At 31.4% G+C, this 24,200-nt stretch carries 15 protein-coding genes; 3 read left to right on the top strand and 12 right to left on the bottom strand.

The annotated features are described in order from the left end of the window. Positions 1–163: 163 nt before the first annotated feature. From dprA to metH, 8 genes are all read right to left on the bottom strand, one after another. Complete coding sequence (gene dprA, locus GFV00_RS04650; protein WP_160557037.1) at positions 164–1,249, bottom strand: DNA-processing protein DprA; 1,086 nt, start codon at positions 1,247–1,249, stop codon at positions 164–166. A gap of 181 nt (positions 1,250–1,430) precedes the next feature. After that, a complete protein-coding gene (dusB, locus tag GFV00_RS04645) occupies positions 1,431–2,411 on the bottom strand; it encodes a tRNA dihydrouridine synthase DusB (protein ID WP_160557038.1) in 981 nt (326 codons plus the stop codon). A 94-nt stretch (positions 2,412–2,505) separates the two neighbouring features. After that, on the bottom strand, positions 2,506–3,789 hold the full coding sequence (locus GFV00_RS04640; protein ID WP_160557039.1) for a TolC family protein: 1,284 nt from the start codon (positions 3,787–3,789) through the stop codon (positions 2,506–2,508). Between the two features lie 12 nt (positions 3,790–3,801). Beyond that, entirely contained in the window at positions 3,802–6,894 is a 3,093-nt protein-coding gene (locus GFV00_RS04635) for an efflux RND transporter permease subunit (RefSeq protein ID WP_160557040.1), read from the bottom strand. Positions 6,895–6,909: 15 nt separating this feature from the next. Beyond that, on the bottom strand, positions 6,910–8,034 hold the full coding sequence (locus GFV00_RS04630) for an efflux RND transporter periplasmic adaptor subunit (RefSeq protein WP_160557041.1): 1,125 nt from the start codon (positions 8,032–8,034) through the stop codon (positions 6,910–6,912). 129 nt (positions 8,035–8,163) lie between these two features. Then, entirely contained in the window at positions 8,164–9,522 is a 1,359-nt protein-coding gene (locus GFV00_RS04625; RefSeq protein ID WP_160557042.1) for a HAMP domain-containing sensor histidine kinase, read from the bottom strand. Next, positions 9,519–10,196 (bottom strand): response regulator transcription factor, encoded by a 678-nt coding sequence (locus tag GFV00_RS04620; protein WP_160557043.1) that lies wholly within the window; start codon positions 10,194–10,196, stop codon positions 9,519–9,521. Before GFV00_RS04620 ends, GFV00_RS04625 begins: the two co-directional genes overlap by 4 nt. A 151-nt stretch (positions 10,197–10,347) precedes the next feature. Next, entirely contained in the window at positions 10,348–13,011 is a 2,664-nt protein-coding gene (gene metH / locus GFV00_RS04615; RefSeq protein WP_160557044.1) for a methionine synthase, read from the bottom strand. 108 nt (positions 13,012–13,119) lie between these two features. On the opposite strand from metH, the gene GFV00_RS04610 reads away from it, so the two are divergent. Next, positions 13,120–14,427 carry a M48 family metallopeptidase gene (locus GFV00_RS04610; protein ID WP_160557045.1) on the top strand — a complete coding sequence of 436 codons (1,308 nt, stop codon included), beginning with the start codon at positions 13,120–13,122 and terminating at the stop codon, positions 14,425–14,427. Between the two features lie 26 nt (positions 14,428–14,453). Here the strand turns inward: GFV00_RS04610 and GFV00_RS04605 are convergent, their stop codons facing one another. Together GFV00_RS04605 and GFV00_RS04600 are read right to left on the bottom strand one after the other, a co-directional pair. Then, on the bottom strand, positions 14,454–15,986 hold the full coding sequence (locus tag GFV00_RS04605; protein ID WP_160557046.1) for a DUF6770 family protein: 1,533 nt from the start codon (positions 15,984–15,986) through the stop codon (positions 14,454–14,456). A 440-nt stretch (positions 15,987–16,426) separates the two neighbouring features. Then, positions 16,427–19,222, bottom strand: coding sequence for a hypothetical protein (locus GFV00_RS04600; RefSeq protein WP_160557047.1), 2,796 nt, complete (start codon positions 19,220–19,222; stop codon positions 16,427–16,429). Positions 19,223–19,518: 296 nt separating this feature from the next. On the opposite strand from GFV00_RS04600, the gene GFV00_RS04595 reads away from it, so the two are divergent. Next, positions 19,519–20,466: a DMT family transporter gene (locus GFV00_RS04595; protein WP_160557048.1), complete on the top strand. Its 948-nt coding sequence runs from the start codon at positions 19,519–19,521 to the stop codon at positions 20,464–20,466. 92 nt (positions 20,467–20,558) lie between these two features. Here the strand turns inward: GFV00_RS04595 and GFV00_RS04590 are convergent, their stop codons facing one another. Next, positions 20,559–21,890, bottom strand: a complete 1,332-nt coding sequence (locus tag GFV00_RS04590; RefSeq protein ID WP_160557049.1) for an HTTM domain-containing protein — start codon at positions 21,888–21,890, stop codon at positions 20,559–20,561. 55 nt (positions 21,891–21,945) lie between these two features. Between GFV00_RS04590 and GFV00_RS04585 the strand changes: the two genes are divergently transcribed. Next, the gene (locus GFV00_RS04585) at positions 21,946–22,134 is read left to right on the top strand and encodes a hypothetical protein (protein WP_160557050.1); all 189 of its coding nucleotides are present in this window, start codon (positions 21,946–21,948) and stop codon (positions 22,132–22,134) included. A 540-nt stretch (positions 22,135–22,674) separates the two neighbouring features. Here GFV00_RS04585 and GFV00_RS04580 read toward each other — a convergent pair. After that, positions 22,675–24,195: a lipopolysaccharide biosynthesis protein gene (locus GFV00_RS04580; RefSeq protein ID WP_160557051.1), complete on the bottom strand. Its 1,521-nt coding sequence runs from the start codon at positions 24,193–24,195 to the stop codon at positions 22,675–22,677. Between the last annotated feature and the right edge of the window lie 5 nt (positions 24,196–24,200).

The following is a 24,200-nucleotide window of genomic DNA, read 5'->3' as shown; positions in this document are numbered from 1 at the left end:
CCAAAGTAGTTGTTTAGGATGTAATAAATCAATAATTTAAGATTCCGAAAACATTTACAATGATAATAAGTGATTAGACCTTATTTTCTCTTTTGATTTTTTTTAAAATTTTTCGCGGATGGGCACTATTTATTACTGATATTTTTTAAAAATAAGTAGGAGATCAAAGTAAAGAAAAATATTTTCCGGGTAGAGTTTCAATGATATTTTTAAGTTCTAATTGTAACAAAATCGGCATGAGTTGAAATGTAGGCAAATTTAATTCTAAAGATAGAGCATCAATTTGCAATTTCCCTTTACGTTTTAACAATTCAATAATTTTCAATTCTTGATCTGTGAGATCTATCCATAATTCTTGTTGTAAATTTTTTATAGGAGCTTCTCCAAATAAGGATACCACATCTTCAGGTCGGGTGAGTATTTGAGCTTCCAAGTTTCTGATAAGCTGGTTGCATCCCTGACTGCAAGTATCCGTAACTTTTCCGGGCAAAGCAAATACCTCACGATGATACGAATTAGCAAATTTCACAGTGGAAATGGCACCACCTCCGTATCCTGATTCTACAATGACCGTTACAGAAGACAACCCGGCAATGATACGGTTACGCTGTATAAAATTAGCTCTTTCGGGTTTAGTATTAGGTGCAAATTCGCTAAGGATACCTCCGTTTTGTATCATTCTTTCTGCTAATCCTTTGTGTTGTGGCGGGTAAAGAGTAGATAGGCCGTGAGCAAGTACTCCCAGAGTGGGAATGGCAAGTTCATTAGCTTTCTTATGAGCGCATCCATCCACTCCTAAAGCCAATCCGCTAACAATATTGATTTTTTTGTTTTGAAAGCATTCTACTAATTTTTTTGTAAAATTTTCGCCATAAGAGGTCATTTTACGAGTCCCTACTATGCTTACTGCGGGTAGCTTCCAATTTATAGCACCTTTATAATAGAGTATTACAGGAGCATCCGAACATTCCTTTAATAAGTTAGGATAGGAATCATCCCATAGATGCACTATTTGAATATTATTAGTAATGCAATAACCAAACTCTTTATAAGCTTGATCTAAAAGCGATTGATTACCTAAATGTTGAATGGTTTTATGACCTATATGATACACAGAAAGCAATTCTTGAGAAGTTGCAGACCAAACATTTTGTGCGCTTCCGAAATGGCTTATTAATTTCTTAATCGTCATATCGCCGATATGAGGACACATTCGTAAGGCAATAAGATGTACAATTTCCTGATTCATTAGTAGATAGCTTTATCAATAGTCTTGATAAAGATAAAGAAAAAATATCGATGTAATAGAATTTATGAAAAATGTGACGGCTATATTTTTATAAATCAAATTAAAAAATCAACCTTTTCAACAGATTTTAGTAATAATAAAAATTTACTTAATCAGGTAAACCATCAATTCAAATAGGAATTTAAATTGCTTGATTAGCAAGGAGGTCGTCGAATATTTGGTTCAATTCTTCTAACGTTAGAGCTGAAAGCAATTGAGTTTTATAGATTTTAAAATTAGGAATTCCCCTAAAATAATTAGAATAATGTTGACGCATTTCTAAAAGGCCGGTGCGTTCGCCTTTCCATTCCACTGACCATGTAGCATGATTTTTAACAGCTTCAACACGTTGTTGCAAATCGGGCGGTGGAAGCTCCTCTCCGTTTTTCAGATAATGTTTAATTTGGCTGAATATCCAAGGATTTCCAATAGCAGCTCTTCCAATCATGATACCGTCAACTCCATAGGTCTCTTTATATTCCTTCGCTTTTTTAGCAGAGTTGATATCACCATTGCCAAAAATAGGAATTTTAATTTTTGGATTATTTTTAACCCGCGCAATATGAGACCAATCGGAGTGCCCTTTATACATTTGAGATCGTGTACGTGCATGGATAGTCAGTGCTTGTATTCCTTCGTCTTGCAAACGTTCAGCAATTTCATCAATGGTAATGGAAGATTCATCCCAACCTAAACGGGTTTTGACGGTTACCGGAAGATGAGTACTTCTTACAACAGCTCGAGTTAAACGAACCATTAAATCAATGTCTTTCAGCACTCCCGCACCTGCTCCTTTGCATGCAACTTTTTTAACCGGACATCCAAAATTAATGTCAACTAAATCAGGTTGTACGGTTTCAACTATTTTGGAAGATAGAGACATAGCCTCTTCATCTCCGCCAAATATTTGTATTCCTATAGGGCGTTCGTAATCGAATATATCAAGCTTTTTCTTACTTTTTATGGCATCTCGTATAAGACCCTCTGAGGAAATAAATTCGGAATACATGAGATCTGCTCCATGCATTTTACACAAACGACGGAAGGGAGGGTCGCTCACATCTTCCATAGGTGCCAAAATAAAGGGAAAGTCTGGTAATTCTATGTTTCCTATTTTAACCAATTATTTAAAATTTTTGCAAAGATATAATCTGCCATTTAAAATACCTAAGGTCTGTAAAAAATACAAGGGTATGAAAAGATTATCGGGTTGAAAATTAAAAATTTATATCCCAAATACCTACAGTTCTTTCCAATCTTACTAGTGCAGAACAGAAATTATATAACGTTTGATAATAATTTTCCTGAACATCATTATACGTTCTTTGTGCGTCTAAGACTTCAAGAAGAGACGTATTACCTCTTTTATAGGAGTAAATTTTACCTTCAAGAATGGCCTTGGACTCGGAAAGCAAACCATTGGAAAACTGCTGCATTTGTTTTTTGGTATTTACATAATTTTGATATGCCTGAGTAACTTCTGTTTGAATTTGAAGTTCCACTTGCTTATATTCTAAATCTGCTTGTTGAATGGTATAATGTGCTGTTTGCACTTCCCCTTTTCGGTTGTTTAAAAAACGAAGAGGTATGGAGAGTCCGGCTGTTACCCCCGTATGATACGGAGAAGGCGCTTCTTCATTGGTAGCTTTTCCGTTAAATTGCATTCCGGCACTAATTCCTAAATCCATTACCCGATTAGCTTTCGCTAACTTCAACATTTTTTGTGAAACTTCTTTATTTTGTAAAGCGGCTTGTAAATCGGCACGATTATTTTGTGCGGTTGTTATCAAATCTGCCAAATCAAAATCTCTGGTAAAGTCGGTAAAATTGCTGTTAGCTGTATATAAAGTATCTTTTTGAGATTTACCCATGACTAAATTTAAGGCATATAAAGAATTTTTCCATTCCGACTCGGCTTTAAAGACTTCATTGAGCATGAATTGAGCTTCCAACTTACTTTGTTTAGAATCTGTTAGAGTAATATCTCCTAATTTATATCGAATGCTGTCGGATGCGGCTAAATTGGATAACGTTTTATAAGAATTGAGTTGTACATCCAACAGGTTTTTATTTTGAATACATTCCAAAAACTGCAAAGAAGCATCCGCATATAAATTTCGTAAGTAATCTTGTAACAAATAGCGATTTAAATCAACTTGACTTTTAGCTAAGTCGATACGGGCTTTTCGTTTTCTTCCCAGCTCGATAGTCCATCCTAAGCTGGTTTCCAAATTGTTACCCATATGTTTTTGGTTGCTGTTTCCTTCTATGTTCCATTCCACATCAGGAATAATTTTCGCATTTTCAACCTCTGCTTCAGCGAGATTTACCGTATATTTTTGTGCTGCGTATTCCAAATTGTTATTCTTAACCTGCTGAATAAAATCAATATAGTTCAGTTGTTTTTTAGCAAAGGTGGTATCGACAACTTGAGCCGGTACTATTAACGGTATAAACAGGAGGCATATGAATATCGATAGAATCGTATACTTTGATTTCATAAATTTCAGATTTTAAATTTCTTCTGTTTGTTCATCTTTTCCCCATTTGTTTTCAATAATATAATATAGAGCCGGTAAGGCAAACAGGGTAATAACAGTTGAAAATAATAGTCCATAAACAATTACGGTAGCCAAAGGTCGTTGTACATCCGAACCAATACCCGTAGCTAAAGAAGCCGGGAGCAAACCTAAAATAGCCACTGTTGCGGTCATTAGTACCGGTCTGAATCGATCTTTTGCACCCAATAGTACCGCCCGGAGAAGTGTTTGTCCTTGTTTTCGTAAAAAGTTTATATGCGAAATCATAATTACGCCATTTTGTATAGCTACTCCCGATAAAGCAATAAATCCAACTGCTGAAGAAACATTTAAAGTCATGCCCCTTACATTTAACGCTAACATTCCGCCAAATAAAGCCAGGGGAACAATGCTCATCAGCAAACCGGCTTGTCTGAAATTTCCGAAGGCGCTGTATAATAAGATAAACATAATACCCAAAGACAAAGGAATGATAAAGGCCAAACGAGCATAAGCTCTGTTTTGGTTTTCAAATTGTCCTCCCCATTTGATATGGTATTTTTCGTGATTATATTTTACTTCTTTTTCTATTTTATGTTGTGCTTCTACTAAGAATTTACCTAAGTCTCGATCTCGCAAATTAAGTTTTACCGTTAAATGCCTTTTATTCATTTCTCTCGTAATGGTACTTTCTCCGGTACTTAACTTGATATCGCAAACTTGTGATAATGGTATTTTGGCTCCTGTTTCAGAGGTAAGCATCAAATTTGAAATTTTATCAGGCGTATTTCTGCTGTTTTCATCGTAACGACAGATAATATCGTAAACTTTATTTCCTATAAAAATTTGAGAAATGGCTTTCCCGCCAATGGCTACTTCAATAAGTTCTGCAACATCCGCTACATTTAAACCGTATTGAGCAATTTTGTCCCTGTTTGCAATTATTTGAAGTTGAGGTAGGGGCGGTTCTTGATCGATAGCTAAATCTACTGCTCCTTTAACAGTTTTTAAAGTTTTCATAACATCCTCGGCAATTCTTCGGGTTTCCCCGAAATCATCTCCGTAAATTTTTACTACCAGCTCACTATGAGCTCCGGAAATTTTATCCATTACCCCATCAATCATAGGTTGAGAAAACCCGACGGTAAAACCGGGAAGTTTTGAATATTCTTTTTCAAGTTCAGCAATAAGGTCGTATTTGGTTTTTCCTTTTTTCCATTCCTTGTAAGGCTTTAATCCAATAGAAACCTCAAAATGAGATGCCGTCCATGGGTCGGTACCGTCGTCATTTCTACCGGCTTGTACCGTGATATAAGTTACTTCATCATATTTCATGGTACGTGCGCGTAGTGTGTCGCTTAATTCTTTAGACTTTTCAACGGAAATACCCGGCGGAAGCTGAACTTGGAGCCATATAGATCCCTCATCCAAAGGAGGCAGAAAATCTTTTCCAACATAAAAAGCCAGTAGAAAAGTTACTCCCAGTAAAATTCCTAAAGGAAGAAATATTTTTTTTGGAGCTTTCATAATCCTTTGTATGTTTATAAAATAGCGATCGGTCAGCTTTTCCAGCCATTTATTATGATAGAGTTTTTGAGGCTTTTTGTATATAAAATAGGCCAATCCGGGAATCAGTAATAAGGCAACGAGCAGGGCACCGAATAAGGCACAGCTGACTGTAAATGCCATCGGAGTAAATAATTTTTTTTCAACTCTTTCGAATGCAAAAAGAGGCAGATAAGCAGTAATAATGATGATGGTGGAAAATAAAATAGGTTTTGCAACTTCGGCCGCCCTTTGTGCAATGGTTTTTTCTTGCAATTCTTCATTAGGTTCTTCTTCTCGTTTCCGCAATATAGTTTCCATCATAACGATGGCACCATCTACAATGATTCCAAAATCTATAGCACCCAAAGAAAGCAAATTTGCCGGAATATGTGTGAAGTACATCAAGATGAAAGCAATGAGAAGGGAAAGAGGAATGGTTACGGCAACCAACAAAGCACCTCTCCAACTTCCTAAAAAAACTATTAGTACAACAATAACCAGTGACATCCCTTCAAACAGTGTGTGCGAAACAGTATTCAAGGTGGTGTACACCAATTCGGTTCTGTCTAAAAACGGATGTATTTTTACGCCTTCCGGTAAGATTTGAGTATTCAAATCGTTTACCGCTTCATGAACTCCTTCTAAAACCTTAGATGGATTTTGTCCTTTTAATAAAAGTACGATTCCTTCAATACTCTCAGAATAGTTTCTTTTTTTATCTGTATAACCTAAAATTCCTTTTCGTTCAATGTTTCCGTATTTAAGCTTTCCTATGTCATTTAATAAAATAGGAACTCCATTTTCCGATTTGACTACTATTTTACCGATATCTTCCAGGTTTTTAACTAATCCGATTCCACGAATAACATATCCTAAATCTCCATGAGGCAAAATACTTCCACCTGCATTAACATTGTTATTTTCAATGGTTTTAATGACTTCTCCTAACGATAATTGATACTGATCGAGTTTTTTGGGATCCAGCTCAATTTGAAACTGGGTAGTAATTCCTCCGAAATTTGTTACATCGGCAACTCCTGCTACTTGCTTAATTCGTGGAATAATTACGAAATTTTGCAGATCGGTCAATTCGCGTAAATCGTGCGTTTTACTTTCAATAATGTATCGATAAATTTCTCCAATAGGAGAAGTTAAAGGGTCTAATTCGGGAGTTGCTTCATAAGGTAATTCTACATCATTTAATCGTTCTTGTATTCTCATCCTCGCCCAATAATCATCTACACCGTCTTCAAAAACGATGGTAATAATGGAAAGTCCGAAGGTGCTTTTACTGCGCATTACATGCATTCCCGGAAGACCGTTTAGGGCCCGTTCCACCGGAATAGTTATTTGTTGTTCTATTTCTTCCGCCGCTAATCCGGGAACTTGGGTGACCACTTGAGATGTTACATCCGCGATATCCGGATAGGCTTCAATGGAAAGGTGCTTCCAGGAATAATACCCGAATAGGGCAAGCATAACAAAAAGGGCAACCAGTACCCAACGTTTGTGTATAGTTGTTTGAATAAGTTTATTCATGTTTTTCTTTTTGTTTTATTGGGCTTCCAGTAAATATATTCCTCCTTCGGTCACTATATTTTCTCCTGCTTTAATTCCCTTTTTTATTTCGGTTTTGTCTTTTGAAATATCTTTGGTTTCAACCTTTTTCTTGATGAATTTATTTTTATCTACTTGTACAAATACAAATTGATCATCGTTTACTTGATAGATTGCTCGGGTAGGAACTGTTAAAGTTTCTTCCGGTTCATTTTTAAAATGAACGTTTACATACATTCCCGGTTTCAGGGCTCTGTCCGAATTGTCGCATTCAACCAAAACTTCAACACTTCGGGTGTCTTCATCCACCATTTCATTGACGTGGAATATTTTGCCGGTTATATTTTTATCGGGAAAAGCGTCTGCCTGTATGGTAACTTCTTTTAGTTTATTTATGAATCCTAAGTCTTTTTCTTTTATTTGTCCGGCAATCCATACTTTATTTAATTCTGCTATGGTGGCTATAGGTTCAGCTTCTTCTTTGATATATTGACCGATAACTATTTTGCTGGTAATAATTTCCCCTTTGATTGGAGAGGTAACAACTAAGGGTTGCCCTAATTTTAAACTGCCGGGATTTATATTAAAAACTTTTAACGCAGCTTTTGCGTTTTCAAGTGCGGATCTTTTGGTTTCGTAATCGGTTTTAGCTTCTTCTACCACTCGTTGTATTCCTACTCCGTGCTCTAATAAGTCTTTTTGTCTTTTAAGATTTAAATTTGATAAGGAATATTCTTGTTGTGCTTCAAAATAATCTTTTTGTGCATTGAAATATTCGGGAGAGCTGATAGCGAAAAGAGGAGAACCTACGTCTACCTTTTGTCCCAGCTTTACAAAGGATTGGGTAATTCTGCCTGCAAACGGAGGTACTATTTCCGCATAACCGGTTGGTATGGCTCTGACGACTCCTACGGTTGCTAAGTCGGGGCTTAACCATTCACTTTTTACGGGTTCTATTTTTAAGTGATTTTTTATGTTAGAATTATCCGGTAAAATAATTGTGTTTCCACTAATAGTAAATTCCGGCTTTTCTTCTTCTGTATTTTGTTTATGGCATGAAAAAGTTATAAAGCATAATCCTAAAATTAGTAAGTTGATGTTTCGGATTTTTATAGTTTTCATATTTTCCGCCTTTTTTAAAAATTCTTAATTTTTTTTGTATACAAAAATAAGGTAACTAATTGTTAATGAATATTAAAAAAGATTTAAAAAAAAATTAGAATTTTATTAGAAAAGAATGCAATACAAAGGTTATAATAGAATGGTGAAGGTAGTACCTTGATGCAATTGACTGGTTACGTTGATAGTTCCGGAATGCAGTTCAATAATTTTTTTAGTAAGAGAAAGGCCGATTCCGTTTCCGTAGCTAAAGCTTTTATTTTTTCCTCTGTAAAAAGGAGTGAAAATTTTGGGAATGTCTTCCGTTGGAATTCCAATTCCACGGTCTGAAAATTTCAGTTGAAGTTTTGAATTACTAGTTGAAATGGATATATGGCACAGGTGATCTTCGGAAAACTTACATCCGTTTTCAATAATATTGATAAAGGCTACTTTTAACAAATATTCGTTGCCCATTAGTACTGTTTCATTATCGAGAATGAAATCATCTTCAAAAAATAATTTTGTTTGATAGGCAGCATTTGCTTGTTGTATTTGACTGCAGGCATCTATAAGGATTTCATCGATCCTTGTTGGCTTAAATGTTATTTGAGAGGGATCATAACTGGCTTTGGCCAGATCTAGCAAATTATTAGATAATTTAGTGATTTTTTTAGCATCTGATAAGGCGTTTTTCAAAATCCTTTGATATTCTTCCGATGTTTTTTGATGATGTAAAGAAAGTTCCAGTTCAGCAATAATGGCTGCTAACGGGGTTCGTAATTCATGGGAAATATTGGAAACAAAATGTTTTTGCGTTTCAAAAGAATTTTCCAACCGATTCAGCATTTGATTAAATGTAATTGCCAATTCGGAAAGCTCATCCTTATCAGGTTTGGTTTTCAATCTAACCGTTAAATGATTGGCTGATATTTTTTTCATTTCCGTGGTTAGGTTTTTAATCGGTTGGAATACTTTTTTAGAAAAATAATAACCGACAAGGATGATAAAAAGTATGGAAAATATAAAGATAATACATGAATTTCTCAATAAGGACTTGAGTTCATTGTATCCGTATTGGTCATAGGCAGCCGCAGTGATTATGTATTTATTGTTATTATAGGAATAGATAAGTCCTATTACTTGCCAGTCGCCCTGATGAAATTTGATCTCTCCTTTGGAATAAATTTCATGAATCATTTCAGGAGTTTCTTTCACAAAATCAATATCTACTGCATCATGATAGAGAAGATGAAATTCTTTATCGTATACAGCTACTTCAACTTCTTGAATTGTTTGATAATTGTTATGATAAATTTGTTGAAGAGTTTGTGGGGGGACTTTCGCTTTAAAATAGAGATTTGCTTTGGTTATGGCTTCTTTTTTTAATAAAGAATAAAATTCTTTGTCTCTGTTTTGTTTGGCTGAAATATAAATGATAGTGGCAAATATCAGCAATATGGATGCTGTAATCAAAGAAAACAATAGAGTGATCTGAGTACGAATTTTCATGTATCGGATTTTAATATAAATCCCATACCGGAGCGCGTATGAATAAGTTTTTTTTCAAAATCTTTATCTACTTTTTTTCGTAAGTAGTTAATATACACATCTATAAAATTAGTTCCCGTATCAAAATGAGTATTCCAGACTTTTTCGGCAATTTCCGTTCTGGAAATAATTCTGCCTTGATTTTGCAATAAAAATTCCAGGAGTTTAAATTCTTTTAGGGTAAGATTTAATTCTTTATTGCTTCTTTTCACAATTTTCGTCTGCAAATTCATTTCCAGATCACAAAATTTTAAGATAAATCCTAATTTATTTTTGGATGATCTTTTTAACAGAGCTTTTATTCTTGCTGTCAACTCTCTCATTTCAAAAGGCTTGACTAGATAATCGTCTGCTCCGGCATCAAAACCGTCAATTTTATCGTCGGTAGTTCCCAATGCGGTTAACATGATAATGGGAAGTTCCGGTTTTAACATTCTTATTTCTTTACAAAGAGCTATTCCATTAATTTCAGGCAATATAATATCCGTGATTATCAGGTCAAAATCATGGCTTAGAAACAAATTTTTTGCCGATAAACCTTCATAAGCTAAGGTTACAGTAAATCCTTGTTCCTCAAGACCCTTTTTTATCAGTTCCGAAACTCTTAAATCATCTTCAACTAATAGAATATTCATAATTGCAAATGTACCTTTTCTTTTTATATTAGATAAGGAATTATTGGCTTAGTAATGTTCTCTATAAAGAAAAGTAGTCTCTTGTTTAGCTTTTATAAATATTTAATTCATTACTTTTTAATACAAGAATAAAAGTGAAATAGTAAGATTCTTAGGCTAAATTAGGTTTAAGCCAATATTGTGCATCTTCTAGTTTTATTTCTTTACGTTTAGCATAATCTTTAACTTGTTCTTGCGTAATTTTCCCTAATCCGAAATAGTTAGATTGTGGATTGGCAAAATAATATCCCGAAATTGAAGAAGCCGGATACATTGCAAGACTCTCAGTCAATTGTACTCCAATACGATCCGTAACATCCAACAATTCCCAAATAGTAAGCTTTTCCAAATGATCCGGACAAGCAGGATAACCGGGAGCGGGACGTATGCCTTGATATTTTTCTTTAAATAGTGATTGTTTGTCCAAGATTTCATCGGGAGCATATCCCCAAATGTCTTTCCTTACCTTGTGATGCATGTATTCAGCCAATGCTTCCACAAATCTATCCGAAACAGCTTTTATCATAATAGCCGAATAATCGTCATGGTTTGTTTCGTAATGTTTAGCCAAGGCTTCTGCTCCAAAAATAGAAACAGCGAAACATCCTATATAGTCATGTAAATTTTCTTTGTTTTTAGGTAATATAAAGTCGGATAGGGCTAAATTCGGTTTTCCTTCGGACTTTACAGATTGCTGCCGTAAGGTTCGAAATATATGAATTAGTTTATTGTCATTCGAGTAAATTTCAATGTCGTCTTGTTCATTTGAATTGGCTTTAAATAATCCAATTACGGCTTTGGGTTGCAATAGTTTTTCAGCAATTACTTTTTCAATCATTTGTAACGCATCGTGATATAATTTTGTGGCTTCTTCTCCGGTTACTTCATCTGAAAACAAGTCGGGATATTTTCCTGTCAGTTGCCAAGTTCTGAAAAAGGGTTGCCAATCGATATATTCCGTTAGATATTCCAGGTGTATGGAAGAAAAAACCTGTATACCTGGCTGTTTGGGTTTACAGGGAATGTATTGATTCCAATCAATAGTTAGTTTATTTTTACGAGCTTGTTCTAGCGTAAGATATTCTTTTTCAGTACTTCTATTTAAATAGCCTTCTCTTAAATGGGCATATTCTTCTGATATTTTTTTCTTAAAATCCTCGCTTTGTGAAGAGAGTAAAGAAGATGCAACGGTAACAGATTTAGAGGCATCTAAGACATGAACAACTGTATGACTATATTTAGGGGCAATTTTTAAGGCGGTATGGATTTTTGAAGTAGTAGCTCCTCCAATCATGACCGGAAATGAAAGATTTCTTCTTTCGAGTTCTTCAACCACGTGGATCATTTCATCTAAAGAAGGAGTAATTAAACCGCTAAGTCCAATCAAATCCACCTTCTCACGGATGGCAGTTTCGATAATTGTTTCCTTAGGAACCATAACTCCTAAATCTATAATTTCATAGTTATTACAAGCCAATACGACTCCGACTATATTTTTACCGATATCATGAACATCACCTTTAACGGTAGCCATTAGTATTTTACCGTTAGATTGAGATTCTCCGTTTTTTTCTGCTTCAATGAAAGGTTGCAAGTATGCAACAGCCTTTTTCATTACTCGAGCAGTTTTAACCACTTGAGGAAGAAACATTTTACCCGCTCCAAATAACTCGCCAACCGTATTCATTCCATCCATTAAAGGGCCTTCAATTACATCCAAAGGTTTATTGGCTTGTAAACGGGCTTCTTCAACATCTTGTTCAATGTAGTCCGCATTGCCCTTTATCAAAGCAAATTCCAATCTTTTTTCAATCGGCCACGACCTCCATTCTTCTATTTTTTGCTCTTTTGTATCCTTATTTTCAACAATAGTTTCTGCATATTCTATAAGCCTTTCGGTAGCCTCTTCATCTCTATCAAATAAGACGTCTTCAATTTTTTTTAGTAATTGCGGTTCAATCTCTTGATAAATGGCCAGTTGGGTGGGATTGACAATTCCCATATCCAATCCGTATTGGATGGCATGATATAGAAATGCTGCATTAATCGATTCCCGAACTTTATTATTTCCTCTAAACGAAAAGGATACATTACTTACTCCTCCCGAAACGAAACACCCCGGAAGATTTTCTTTCACCCATTGAGTTCCTTCAAAAAAATCAAGTGCATTTCTTCGGTGTTCTTTCATTCCGGTACCTACCGGGAAAATATTGAGGTCGAAGATGATATCAGAGGGGTTAATGTTTAATTGATGAACCAAAATATCATAGGAGCGTTGAGATATAATTTTTCGTTTTTCCAAATTATCGGCTTGTCCTTCTTCATCAAATGCCATAACTATCATAGCCGCTCCGTATCGTTTGATGATTTTGGCTTTTTTTATAAATTCTTCTTCTCCTTCTTTAAGGCTGATGGAATTAACTATTCCTTTTCCTTGAATGTTCTTTAATCCGGCTTCAATGACTTCCCAATTTGAAGAATCGATAACGATAGGAACTCGTGCTATATCGGGTTCAGAAGCAATCAAACGTAAAAAGGTAGTCATAGCTTTCACGCCGTCAATTAAGCCTTCATCCATGCAAATATCAATGATCTGAGCTCCTCCTTCCACTTGATCTCGGGCAATTGAAAGAGCTTCATCAAATTTTTCATTTTTTATCAGATTTAAAAATTTACGCGATCCGGTAACATTGGTCCTTTCACCGATGTTTATAAAATTGCTTCCAGGATAAACAGTAAAAACTTCTAATCCTGATAATTTTAATGTATTCTGCATGGGGTAATTCAAAGAATTAACAAAGTTACGATTATTTGTAAGGATTATAAATCGAATATTTGGAATTTAGCACAAATACTTTATTTTTGGATTTAAAAAATTAACAAAATGAAAATTCTAAAGTGTGTGTTTCTTGTTTTTACAAATTTGTTATTGGCTCAAAATTATATTCCTATTGACACTCTTGATAAAACAGCTAGAGAATTGGCTGCTTCTTCTTTTGAAAATTCAGCCGGTGAGTGGGTAAAATCGATTCAGAATAAATATCCTAAAAAGATAGGAAAATTAATGGCAAAAAATTATGAGGAATTTAATAAAGAATTTGAAAAGAAGATTAAGGAAGGGACATTTATATATGATTCTCGTTTTTCTTCTTACGTGGATTCTATTTTTAATCAATTAAAAAAAGGAAATTCTAATCTTCCTCAAAATTTAATTTTTTTAATTTCTAAGGATCCGAGTTTAAATGCTTATTGTTTACCCAATGGAACCTTTGTTTTAAATATGGGCTTATTTTATTGGTTGGATAATGATGATGAATTTGCATCTGTTTTAGCTCACGAATTGAGTCATGATATGTTAAAACATTCTTTGAAAACAGAAGAAAAAAGAGTCTCTGATCAATTATCTACCAGCACCAAAAATCAAATTAAAAGTATTAAAAAGCAAAAATATAATAAATCCAGTGCAGCTCTTGATCTTTTTAAAGCAAAGCTATATGCAACCGGTGAGATGAGAAAAAATAATGAATACCAAGCAGATTCTTTAGGTTTTGTATTGCTTAAAAATTCACCTTTTAATGAAATGGTTTTTATTGATGCTCTTGAATTAATGGCTGAATACGATTCTGTTAAACTTAAGGGTGTTAAAGAAAATATTTATAGAAAAATATTTAATTTACCTAATCAACCTTTTAATGAGAATTGGTTTAAAACGGAAGATTTTTCAAAATATGATTATTCTTTATATCAAGAAAAAATTAATAAGGATTCAATTTCCACTCATCCGGAAATTGAGGATAGAATTAAAAAATTAAAATCAAGTTTTACTTTTGTTAATAAAAATTCTATAAAGAATAAGCCATCTAAGGAATTTGTTGATTTACAAAGGATTGCTCATTTTGAACAAATTCCGTCTATGTATTTCTTTGAAGAATACGGCAAAGGAATCTATTTGTCATTAATACAATTACAAAAGAATAGTAAGGATTTTTATTACAGAGAATGGATGGGTAAGTGTTTTGAAAAAATATATGAGGGAAGAAAAAATTATAAATTAAATAGATATTTAGAAAGGGTTGATCCTGAAAATCAAACGGAAAGTTACCAAAGATTTTTAAATTTTATGTGGAATTTGTCTTTAGATGAAATCAAAAATATTTCCGATTATTATAATAAAAAAACATCTACTAAGTAGATGTTTTTTAAACTATATTATTTATTTTAATAATTAATTTTCTCTAATCGTATCTGATTATATTTGTCTTTTTCATTATACTCCCTTAACATTATATAGCCTTCTTTAGCTACCATTGGTAAAATAGTAAACTTATCTTCTTTGGAATAGATGGTTATAGTTTCTTCTTTTAGTTTTCCATCAATAATAGTATTGACTCCTAAGATCCATGTTTTATCAGATTTTAAATAATCTATAAAGAAGAAAGCAACTCCCTGATCATTTTTAATATATTGTGAGAATAAATAATCTGAAATGTATCCTTTTGAAAGCTCTTTATGTATGGTAGAAATTGATTTATTATTAAATGAAGCGTCCATATTGAAAAGGATAAAATCAGTTGTTTTTTGCCTAGATGTGGTGGCTAATTTTGTTATATCACCAAGAATAGGGATTGGTAAATAAACACCTTCTTTTGCGGGTTTGTATTTTTCAGTTAAAATTGATATAGATCCATCGTTAAATATAAAAAATTGGATAGGTCTTAGTTGGTAATTACTTTCCACTTTACCGTTTTTATCAACATCAATTTTGCTTCTGAATTCTTCCCATTGGGTATATTTTTTTGAAACCACTTTTCCGGTTTCATTTAAAACTATTTTATAATATCCTAGATTTTTATCTAAATTAAAATCGGTTTTTTTACTGTATTTGGAATAGTTTCCGGTTAATATGAGCTGTTTATTAGCTTCCTTTACATATAATGTATGCGAATATTCACTTTTATTATTTTCTAAAATATATTCAAATTTCTTTTCACCTTTTGCTGCATCTAAAGCAACAATTTTAAATTCTTCGGGATATTTTGAGTTATGTTGGGATTCTAACAAATAAATAAGGTTATTTGAAATACTACGAACTGTAAGTTGTTTGAAATTATTCTCTTTTCCTACAGGATTATATTCATAACTCCATAATAGTTCTAGTTTAGTATTGTAGAAACGTATGTTTTTGTTTGAACCGAATTTAACAAAGGATTTTTCAATGATGAAAATAGAATTGTGTTTGTGGTCTACATAAAATATTCCACTATAATCTATGTGTTTCATCATTTTTCTATATTCTTTAAAAGTTTTAGGTATTTCAACTATATTACCGTTTTTGTACCAATATTCGGGAGAAATTGTTTTGTTTTTAATAGTGAGTATATTGAAAGAATTGATTGTTAAACTAAATGCGGGATGGTTAAGTTTATATTTGATCAATATTTCATTATCATTGATAAGGGAACAATCACTATATTTTCTTTTTACAAATCTGCTGATTTTTCTAGTAAATGTATTATTTGAAACTTTATTAAGATTTTTATCAAGAATCACATATTCTATTTTTTCATTTTCTTTATCTATTTTTCCTTGATCAAAAAAGTAAATATATCCATAAACTTTACTCTCTTGAGTGTATAAAATCTGACCGTAGACTAATTCTCCATCGGCTAAATTAGCTAGATCTTGAGTTTGAGCAGAAAAATAATAAGTTATAAAAAATAATAATAAGGTAGTCCAAATTTTCTGTTTCATATTTAGTTAATTTATTTAAATTCAATCTATCTATTAAAATAATTTTTTTAAATATATATTATTTACTAATTCATTTTTTAGCTGTAAATTAATTTATCATTGAAAAAATATTAATAATTAAGGTTTAGATATTTTTAATGTATATAAATTGACTCTTAACTATTTGTATGTTAATATTGTAACAAATAAATTATATTTAAAATTCAAAAATAATAAAAACTTATTTTAAATATTAAATATTCAATTTTATAAATAGTATTTATTTTGAATAATTATTTTATAAATGGTGATAAATTTGCTAAAAATCAATTATTTTGCTGTAAAAAAATTTCATTATATATTTTAATGTAAATATTTTTAAATTAATGATATTTTTATATCTATTTATGAAATATTTGATTTTTTTAATTTAACTTATTTATTATTGATTTAAATTGTAATTAAAAAATCAATAAAGTTTCTTTAAGTCCACTGAGTGTCAGTTTCCATAGAAAATTAAAAAATGATTTGTCTTTGATTCTTTCTACTTTTTTAATTTTCGACATTTTTAGGGAGTCTTTTGAATTTTTTATTAAGGCAAGATTTGCTAGAGAAGAAAGGAATTTTTTTTCTCTTTCACCATCCTTTTTATATAGGGTAATTTTTAAATTTTTATAATTCATACCGAATGTACCGTTTCCAACTGTATTATCGCCATTAAAATTAAATGAAACTTTTTGGATATCTCCGTTTGCCGATATATGTAAATAAGGTTTTATAAATGGATTCAATTTTTCGGCAGGAAGTTCGTATAAATTTCCTTTAACGGTAAAATTATCCGATTTATTTAATGTATTAAATTTCCAACTGGCAGATAGTTTTCCGGATTTCATGAAAGTACTTTTAAAATCTATGACTACATCGGGTAAATGAGAAACATTATATCCACCGGAAATATTTTTGATTTTTGCATTGATATTGGTAAAGAAAATTTTTCCAATATTGTTAGTAAGGGATTCTTCTTCATACGTTAAGGAAGAATTATACAAATGGACATCTTTAATATTTAACTTAAATTTTAATTTTCTAAGTTTTTCGCTGAAAAAAGGTTTGTAAACAGGTTTGTAAACATTGTCAGGAATGTCGTATTGATGGATAGTGGTTTGCATATTTTCAACGATGACTTTAGGAGCAATAAAATCGATTTGTTTATCTAATGAACCCCAATTTATTTTGGGAATTACAATTTTGGAAAGGTTCACCGTATAAGCATCAATACCCTTTTTTTTCATAAAATTCAATTGACTTTTTTTGGGCCGTATATTTATAGTGTTTGCATATAGGGAAGTATGGGAAAGTAACAGATGGTTCATTTGTAACGTATGAGATCCCATATCATGGTAAATATTTTTACCTGTTATATTGAATTTTGAAAAAGAAAAAGGGAAACCGAAGGTATGGATATCGGATGAGTCTTTTACCTTAATGTCGTATAGTGAAAGATTTAAATCTTTTATTGATGTAGTGAGTGTTGTATTGGCCGCATTATATTGATGGATGGAGGATTTGCTGATTAAAAATGTATCTAAACGAATTTCTGTATCCAGGTCGTACGTGTTGAAATGTATATTTTTTGATTTGACTTTAACTTTTGGATTTTGAAATATTGAAGCTTTCATTTCATTTATAATCAGAGAAGAAGCTTGTAAACTGAATTTATTGTTATTCAAATCCCACTTTATCCTCGGGAGTAGTATATGATCCATATTGATTTTATAGAGGTTTTTGCTTACTTTTTGTGCTGCAAATTTTTGTGGAGATATAGTAGGAAGAATGTTTAAATTCTTTGCTTCAAATTTATTGTCAGATAAAATCATTTTATCTATTTTGAAATTATAATACTTAAATCCCGTATAAAATATATGGTTTGCTTCCAATTGAAAATTTGAGTAGGAGAAAGGAATATATTTTTTTGTATTAGTAAATATCGTATTGATATTAATATCATGAATCGAATAATTAATGTTTCCCATTTCCAATAATGAGTTATTAGCCGAATTATAGTATTGAATATGTGAATTAGCTATGATGAAATTTTTTATCTCAAGAACATCGTCGAATAAATAGGTAAATTTGCCTGCATTGTTTTTAGCTGATTTAGTTTCATAAGGTTGTTTTATAATTAAAAAATTATCATATAATTTTAAACGTTCCAGGGTGATTTTATCATTAACCTTGTTGATTATTTTTAGAATTTCGATATTTACATTATTGCTTGTTAAATGATTATTGAAATTTAATTTCGATTTAAGTATTTGGATGGTATCAATACTCAAATTAAAAGGGATTATTCGGTCTATATGCTCCGTAATGTTTTTAGGTTTTGAATTTGAATTTTTTTCAATGATTGCAATATGAGTGGAATCAACTTCAATTTTAGAGGTTTTAAGATAAAAGTAACCGTTTTTATCATATCCCCAATCTAAATTTTTGACTTTTGCGGTCGGGACCTCTATAGAAAGTAAGGTTTTTTGAAAATAGTTTCCGGTTTTAAAATTCTCTTCGGATATATTCGGATATAAAAGTATTTGATTGGTTTCAAGAAATCCGTTGGTAAACTTAAACTTTTTTAATTGTAATTGGTGAATTTCATCGAGCTGATAAAATATATCTGACACATCCAATTTTACTTTATCGTAAGTAAGCGGTATACGTTTTTCATTATCCACCATATCCCATAATACCCCGGAAAGATGAAGGTTTAGATTTCGTAAAGAAGCTCTTTTAGCTCCGTCAGCCTTGTTGTAAAGAGCTAAATTTCCTTTATTAATTTCAAATTTTCCAATTTGAATTGAATTTCCCAGCTTGTATTTTACTAAATCATTTTTGTGATTTAATGAATCGGCATATTGTTTACAAATGATATCCGGTTGGTCAATTTCGATAAGATCTGCCGCTAAATCTTTAAATAGTAAAAATCGTATAAATTTTACCCCGTGTATTACTATTTTCTTTACTTTGATGGTATAAATGCCCTTTTTATTGGACTTGGGAGCAATATTGATATCACTTATGTTCATTTCTCCCTGGAGGAGCGAATAAGTAACGTCAGAATAATTAAAATTATAGGGTGTATCATTTCTTTTAGAAATGAAATCAGGTAAACTGTTTTTAATCCAACTATTAATTCCGAAGTTAAGTATAACTCCCAGAATAAAGAGAGTAATTAATCCTAATGAAATTTTTTTCCATTTCATACAATTGGATTCTTTTTTATCAAATATATATAAAAAATAAATCCAATATTAATAAAATAAAAATAAAAGTTAATTATTGGATTAGAAAAGTAAATGATAAGTTGATTTTGATTAGTGAAAAATTTAAATCATTTTGAAATATCAAGATTATATCTGTATTTTTTTTGAATAATTAGTTGTAAGCATGATTATTAACTTAAAATTGATAATTTAATGCACTTAAGATCAATTTTTAAATAATCTAGTTTTTTTTGTGAAATATAAGAAATACATTTGCAGCAAATTTTGCACTAAAAATGAGGGCAGCAAGGTATATATTATTACGCTTACCAAGAAAGTCAAAAGCACTGGTTGGAAAATATGGAAAAGGATCCTTTTTTAAAGGATCATTGAGCGCAATCATTTCATCCATGACCTATGGATTAATTCCTTTATTTAGCATTCCTTTAATGAAAAAAGGATTGAATTTTGATACTGTGTTGTTTTATCGATTTTTATTAGCATGCATTGCTGTTGCAATACTGATGAAAATAAAAAAAGTACATTTTTCAGTTTCCTTGAAAGAATTTAAAGCATTAACAGTTCTAAGTTTACTTTGTAATACTTGTTCACTCTTTTTCTTTCTATCCTATACGTATTTAGGAGGAGGAGTTACCACTACCGTCCATTTTTTATATCCTGTTTTCGTTACCATCATTATGGGAATCTTTTTTCGTGAAAAAATTTCCGTTAAAGGTTTTATATCAATACTATTGGCTGTTGTTGGTGTTGCCCTTTTATCTTTGGGGGAGGGAATAGGTCACATCAATTTCAAAGGAATTGTGTTTGCTCTTTCAGCAGCAATATTTTATGCATTTTTCCTGGTATTATCCGTTAAATCAACGGTAAAAGATATGCCGGTGCTTAGATATACCTTTTATATTCAAGTTATTGGAGTGGTTTATCTTCTTATATTCTGTTTATTGACCGGTTCTTTTCAATGGTTTCCGGTAAAAGATACTTCATGTGTTCTAAATATAACATTATTAGCATTAATTCCCACCATAGTATCAATTATAACTTTAGTTGAGGCGGTTAGAAGAATAGGATCTACTCTTACCTCAGTTTTAGGCGCATTTGAGCCCATTACCGCTGTTATTATAGGAGTAGTAGTGTTTTCAGAACCCTTTTCCTCAATGATGTTAGTTGGTATTCTCCTCATAATAATGGGTGTTTTTGGGATTATAGTATCTCAAAAAAAGTAATGATATGATTTAATTTATTCTTACAATATTAAACAATACAAGTAGCAGCATCAATTTAATTTATCACTAATCTGTTAAATTTAATAAATAATCTATTTTCTGTATTCATCGTATAAAAGAATCCAATCGGAATGTTTAAAATAATCCCAGCTTACATCTGCTAAATCAATTTTTGGGTCAATAAACCTCTTATAGGGATGAGCATTTACGGATACTTGAGTATCGGCATAAATTTCTACATCTTTATGACGCAATTTGAAATCCTCTTTTATATATTGAGCCGCTTGCCATATAAAATCAGGGTAACAATTGATTCTAAGTATTTGTTTATCAGTAAATATATCCTGCATATGAAACGGCAGAATTTTTTTAGTTTTTTTATCAATAACTGTAAAATGTGTTGACCCATTACGCTGTCTCAGCATCATTCTCCAACTTAACCGATGCCCCTCTTCAGTCCAAAATACATTTCCTTTAATGAAATAATGACGTATAGGTAAAATCAGTTGAATAGTGAAATAAATTACTAAGAGAAAATAAACCGTTTTTTTATTAGAGTAATCATATTTATTTTCTTCGAAAGATAGATTTGGGCGCTTTTTGAAAAATATTTTACGGATGGTTTCCGGAGGATAGAAAAAAACGGTAAAGCTTAAGGCAAAATAGGGGAAAATTCCTACGTTTAGAATAAACGAATTAGCAAGATGAAAAATTAAACAGGCAAGTAAGGCTAACGTTCGGGTTTTTTTCCAAAGCATTAAAGGAACAACCAATCCGTCAAATAAAATTCCAAGATAAGCTATAGAAATATAAAACCATTTTTGGGTGAAAAATGGGCCGATCAAAGGGATATTTGTTTTATTGGAATATAATAAACGCGTAAAAGTTCCATCTATCCAATCAGGATAAAGTTTAGCAACACACGCAAAAAAATATAAAATGGATATTTGAAATAATAAAACGAATGAGCACCATTGAGGCATGGTCAAAGATCTTATATTTTTATTTCTTCTTGAGTCCAAAGAATAATAAGCATTCGCAGGTAAAAAGAGCATAATAATACATATTAGAATTAAAAAATAATAATGATTATTATAAGCTGTTTTTTGCATTAAATATTGAGCCGTCCACAATATAGTAAAACATAAAAGACTTAAACGATATCTATAACCTATCATAACCAAAAGTCCAAATATACCTAAACAAATAAAATAAAGATACATACCATATCCCGGTAGAGGGTGGAGCCAAGTAAAACCAATAAATGGGAAAAAGACTTTAGGGGTAATTAAATTGATGTTTACCCAACCTGTTAAAATTGCTCCCCAAGTTTCCGCCAATAGCAAAAATCCAAATAGTATACGGAATACAATCAATGGTGAATTATCTATTTTGCGAAATAAACTTTGTCTTGATAGTACCATGCTATATTTATTTGTTATACAATAAAGATAATAAATAAAAAATAATTCGAAATAAATGATTTCGGGTAAATTGAATAATGATATAAGTTCAATTGCTGAATGGATTCTTAAAATAAGAAAAACATATTTAGGATTAATTTCCTTTGAATTTCCAAATATTGATGATCAAGTAAGACTATTAGTACAAAGAAAAAATTTAACTGTTACCATTGATGACCTGGTAAGGAAATTTAATTTTGATTAGATCTTATTATAATACACATAATTTATTACAATTGAGTACAGCATTTAACTTTTTAAAAATTTAAAGCGGCCATATTATGACCGCTTTATTTGTTTTCACAGCATAGAAAGAATATCTATCTGTGAATGCTCAAAATTATAATTATAAGATAAAATAAATATTAATGCAAATATAGTAAATTTATTTTAATATGCTACAATAAATATTTATTTATATATTTAATTATTATAATTAATAGAATAAATAAATATATTTATTTAATTATTCTATGGTTATTGTACGTTGAATAAGCGGCTATACAATAAATATAAATTATAAATTTATTTTATAAAATTTTAATTAATAATCATAATGATATAAAATAAAAAAAATAAATTTTTAAATTTAAAATTATATACCTTTTAAAAATGTATGATAAACAATCAAGGTTGTTCGCTAGTATATATGAGATAATAGGGCTATAGAAAGAAGAGTATTTGATAATAATTGTATTTATTTTACTAAAAAATAAAAAATTTGAATGTAATAAAACTACTGAAATTAGTTCTTTTTGCGTTTTTTCAGTTGTACAAGTTTTTTTCTAAAAATTTGTACATCCTTATATTCAATTTTTAAAGTAAGGTATAAGAAAATAAAAAATAAAATATTACCAACCCCAATTCTCACGGCCATGCGATTGCTACAATAATAGGCAATAAAGCTTAACAATGAACTTCCGCCTATATAAAAAATCAGTTTTCGGTAATTGTAGGGTATGGGATACTCTTTTTGTCCCCAAAAATAGGATATAAGCATCATGGTTAAGTATGATACAAAAGTTGCAATTGCACACGCCCAATAGCCAAGATCCGTATATTTCAATCCAATAAAATTTAAAACAACAGTTATAAATGCGCCAATTCCCGATATAATAGCACCATAATGGGTATTGTCAGATAATTTATACCAAATGGATAAATTGAGATATATTCCCAGAAACGTAGACCCTATTAATAAAACCGGTACAACCTGGAAGCCGCTCCAATAGTCGGTGTTTCTAATATAAAGACGACCGATCCAATCTAAGTTGGCTACTAAGAATAATAAAATGAAGGCACTAAATATAGCATAATACTTCATTAAAGTAGCATACGTTTTTCCTGAATTTTTGTCGTCAGCGTGAGAAAAAAAGAAAGGCTCAACCCCCAACAGGTAAGCAGTCTTAAACAACGTTATAAAAGTAGCAATTTTGTATACAGCGCTGTAAATACCCATTTGAACTTCGGCAATGCCTTCCGGAAGGAGGTATTTAATGAATTGTCGATCCATGGTTTCATTAACAATTCCGGCTAGACCGGCAATGGTAATTGGCCAAGCATATTTTAACATCTTTTTCCATAAAGAAAATTCAAAAGCATATTTGCCATCAAGCATGGTAGGAATTAAAACAAGGAATGTAATAATACTTGCAAATAAGTTTGCAGCAAAAGCATAACCTATACCGTAATCAAAATTGTAAATCTTACTAAAAAAAACAGCGCCAATTCCACCATTTTCAATTTGTTTAGGAATCCAAAATATTAATATAATTGTGGAAAAGAACATGGTGACTGAATTCAGTATTTTTAAAGAAGCAAAATATAAGGATCTGTTTTGAATTCTGAGCTTAGCAAAAGGAACAGCAGAAATAGCATCGGCAGCAAGAATAAATAGAAACCATACCAAAAAAATTACCTCATCAGGATGTTTAAATGCTGAGGCTAACGGGTGTCTGGCAAGTATGCCAAACACTAAGAATAAAAGAGAAACAATGCAAACAGATGTGAATGAAGTAAAATAAACTGCATTTTGTCGTTTTTCGTGGTCTTTAAATTTTTGAAAAAAACGAAAGAAAGTAGTTTCCATTCCATGGGTTAGTAAAACAGAAAGTATCCCCGCGGCTGAGTAAAAATCAGCATATATTGAATATTTAGACGGACCGAAAGCTCGCACTAACATTGGAGTAAGGATAAATGGAAATACCCGGACTAAAACATTGCTTAATCCATATATTAATGTCTGACTAAATAACTTCTTATACAATGAGT

It is taken from the genome of Apibacter sp. B3935 (genome assembly GCF_009827705.1).
Classification (GTDB): domain Bacteria; phylum Bacteroidota; class Bacteroidia; order Flavobacteriales; family Weeksellaceae; genus Apibacter.
Note: the sequence above shows the minus strand (reverse complement) of the source record. Positions and strands in the feature narration are given on the sequence as shown.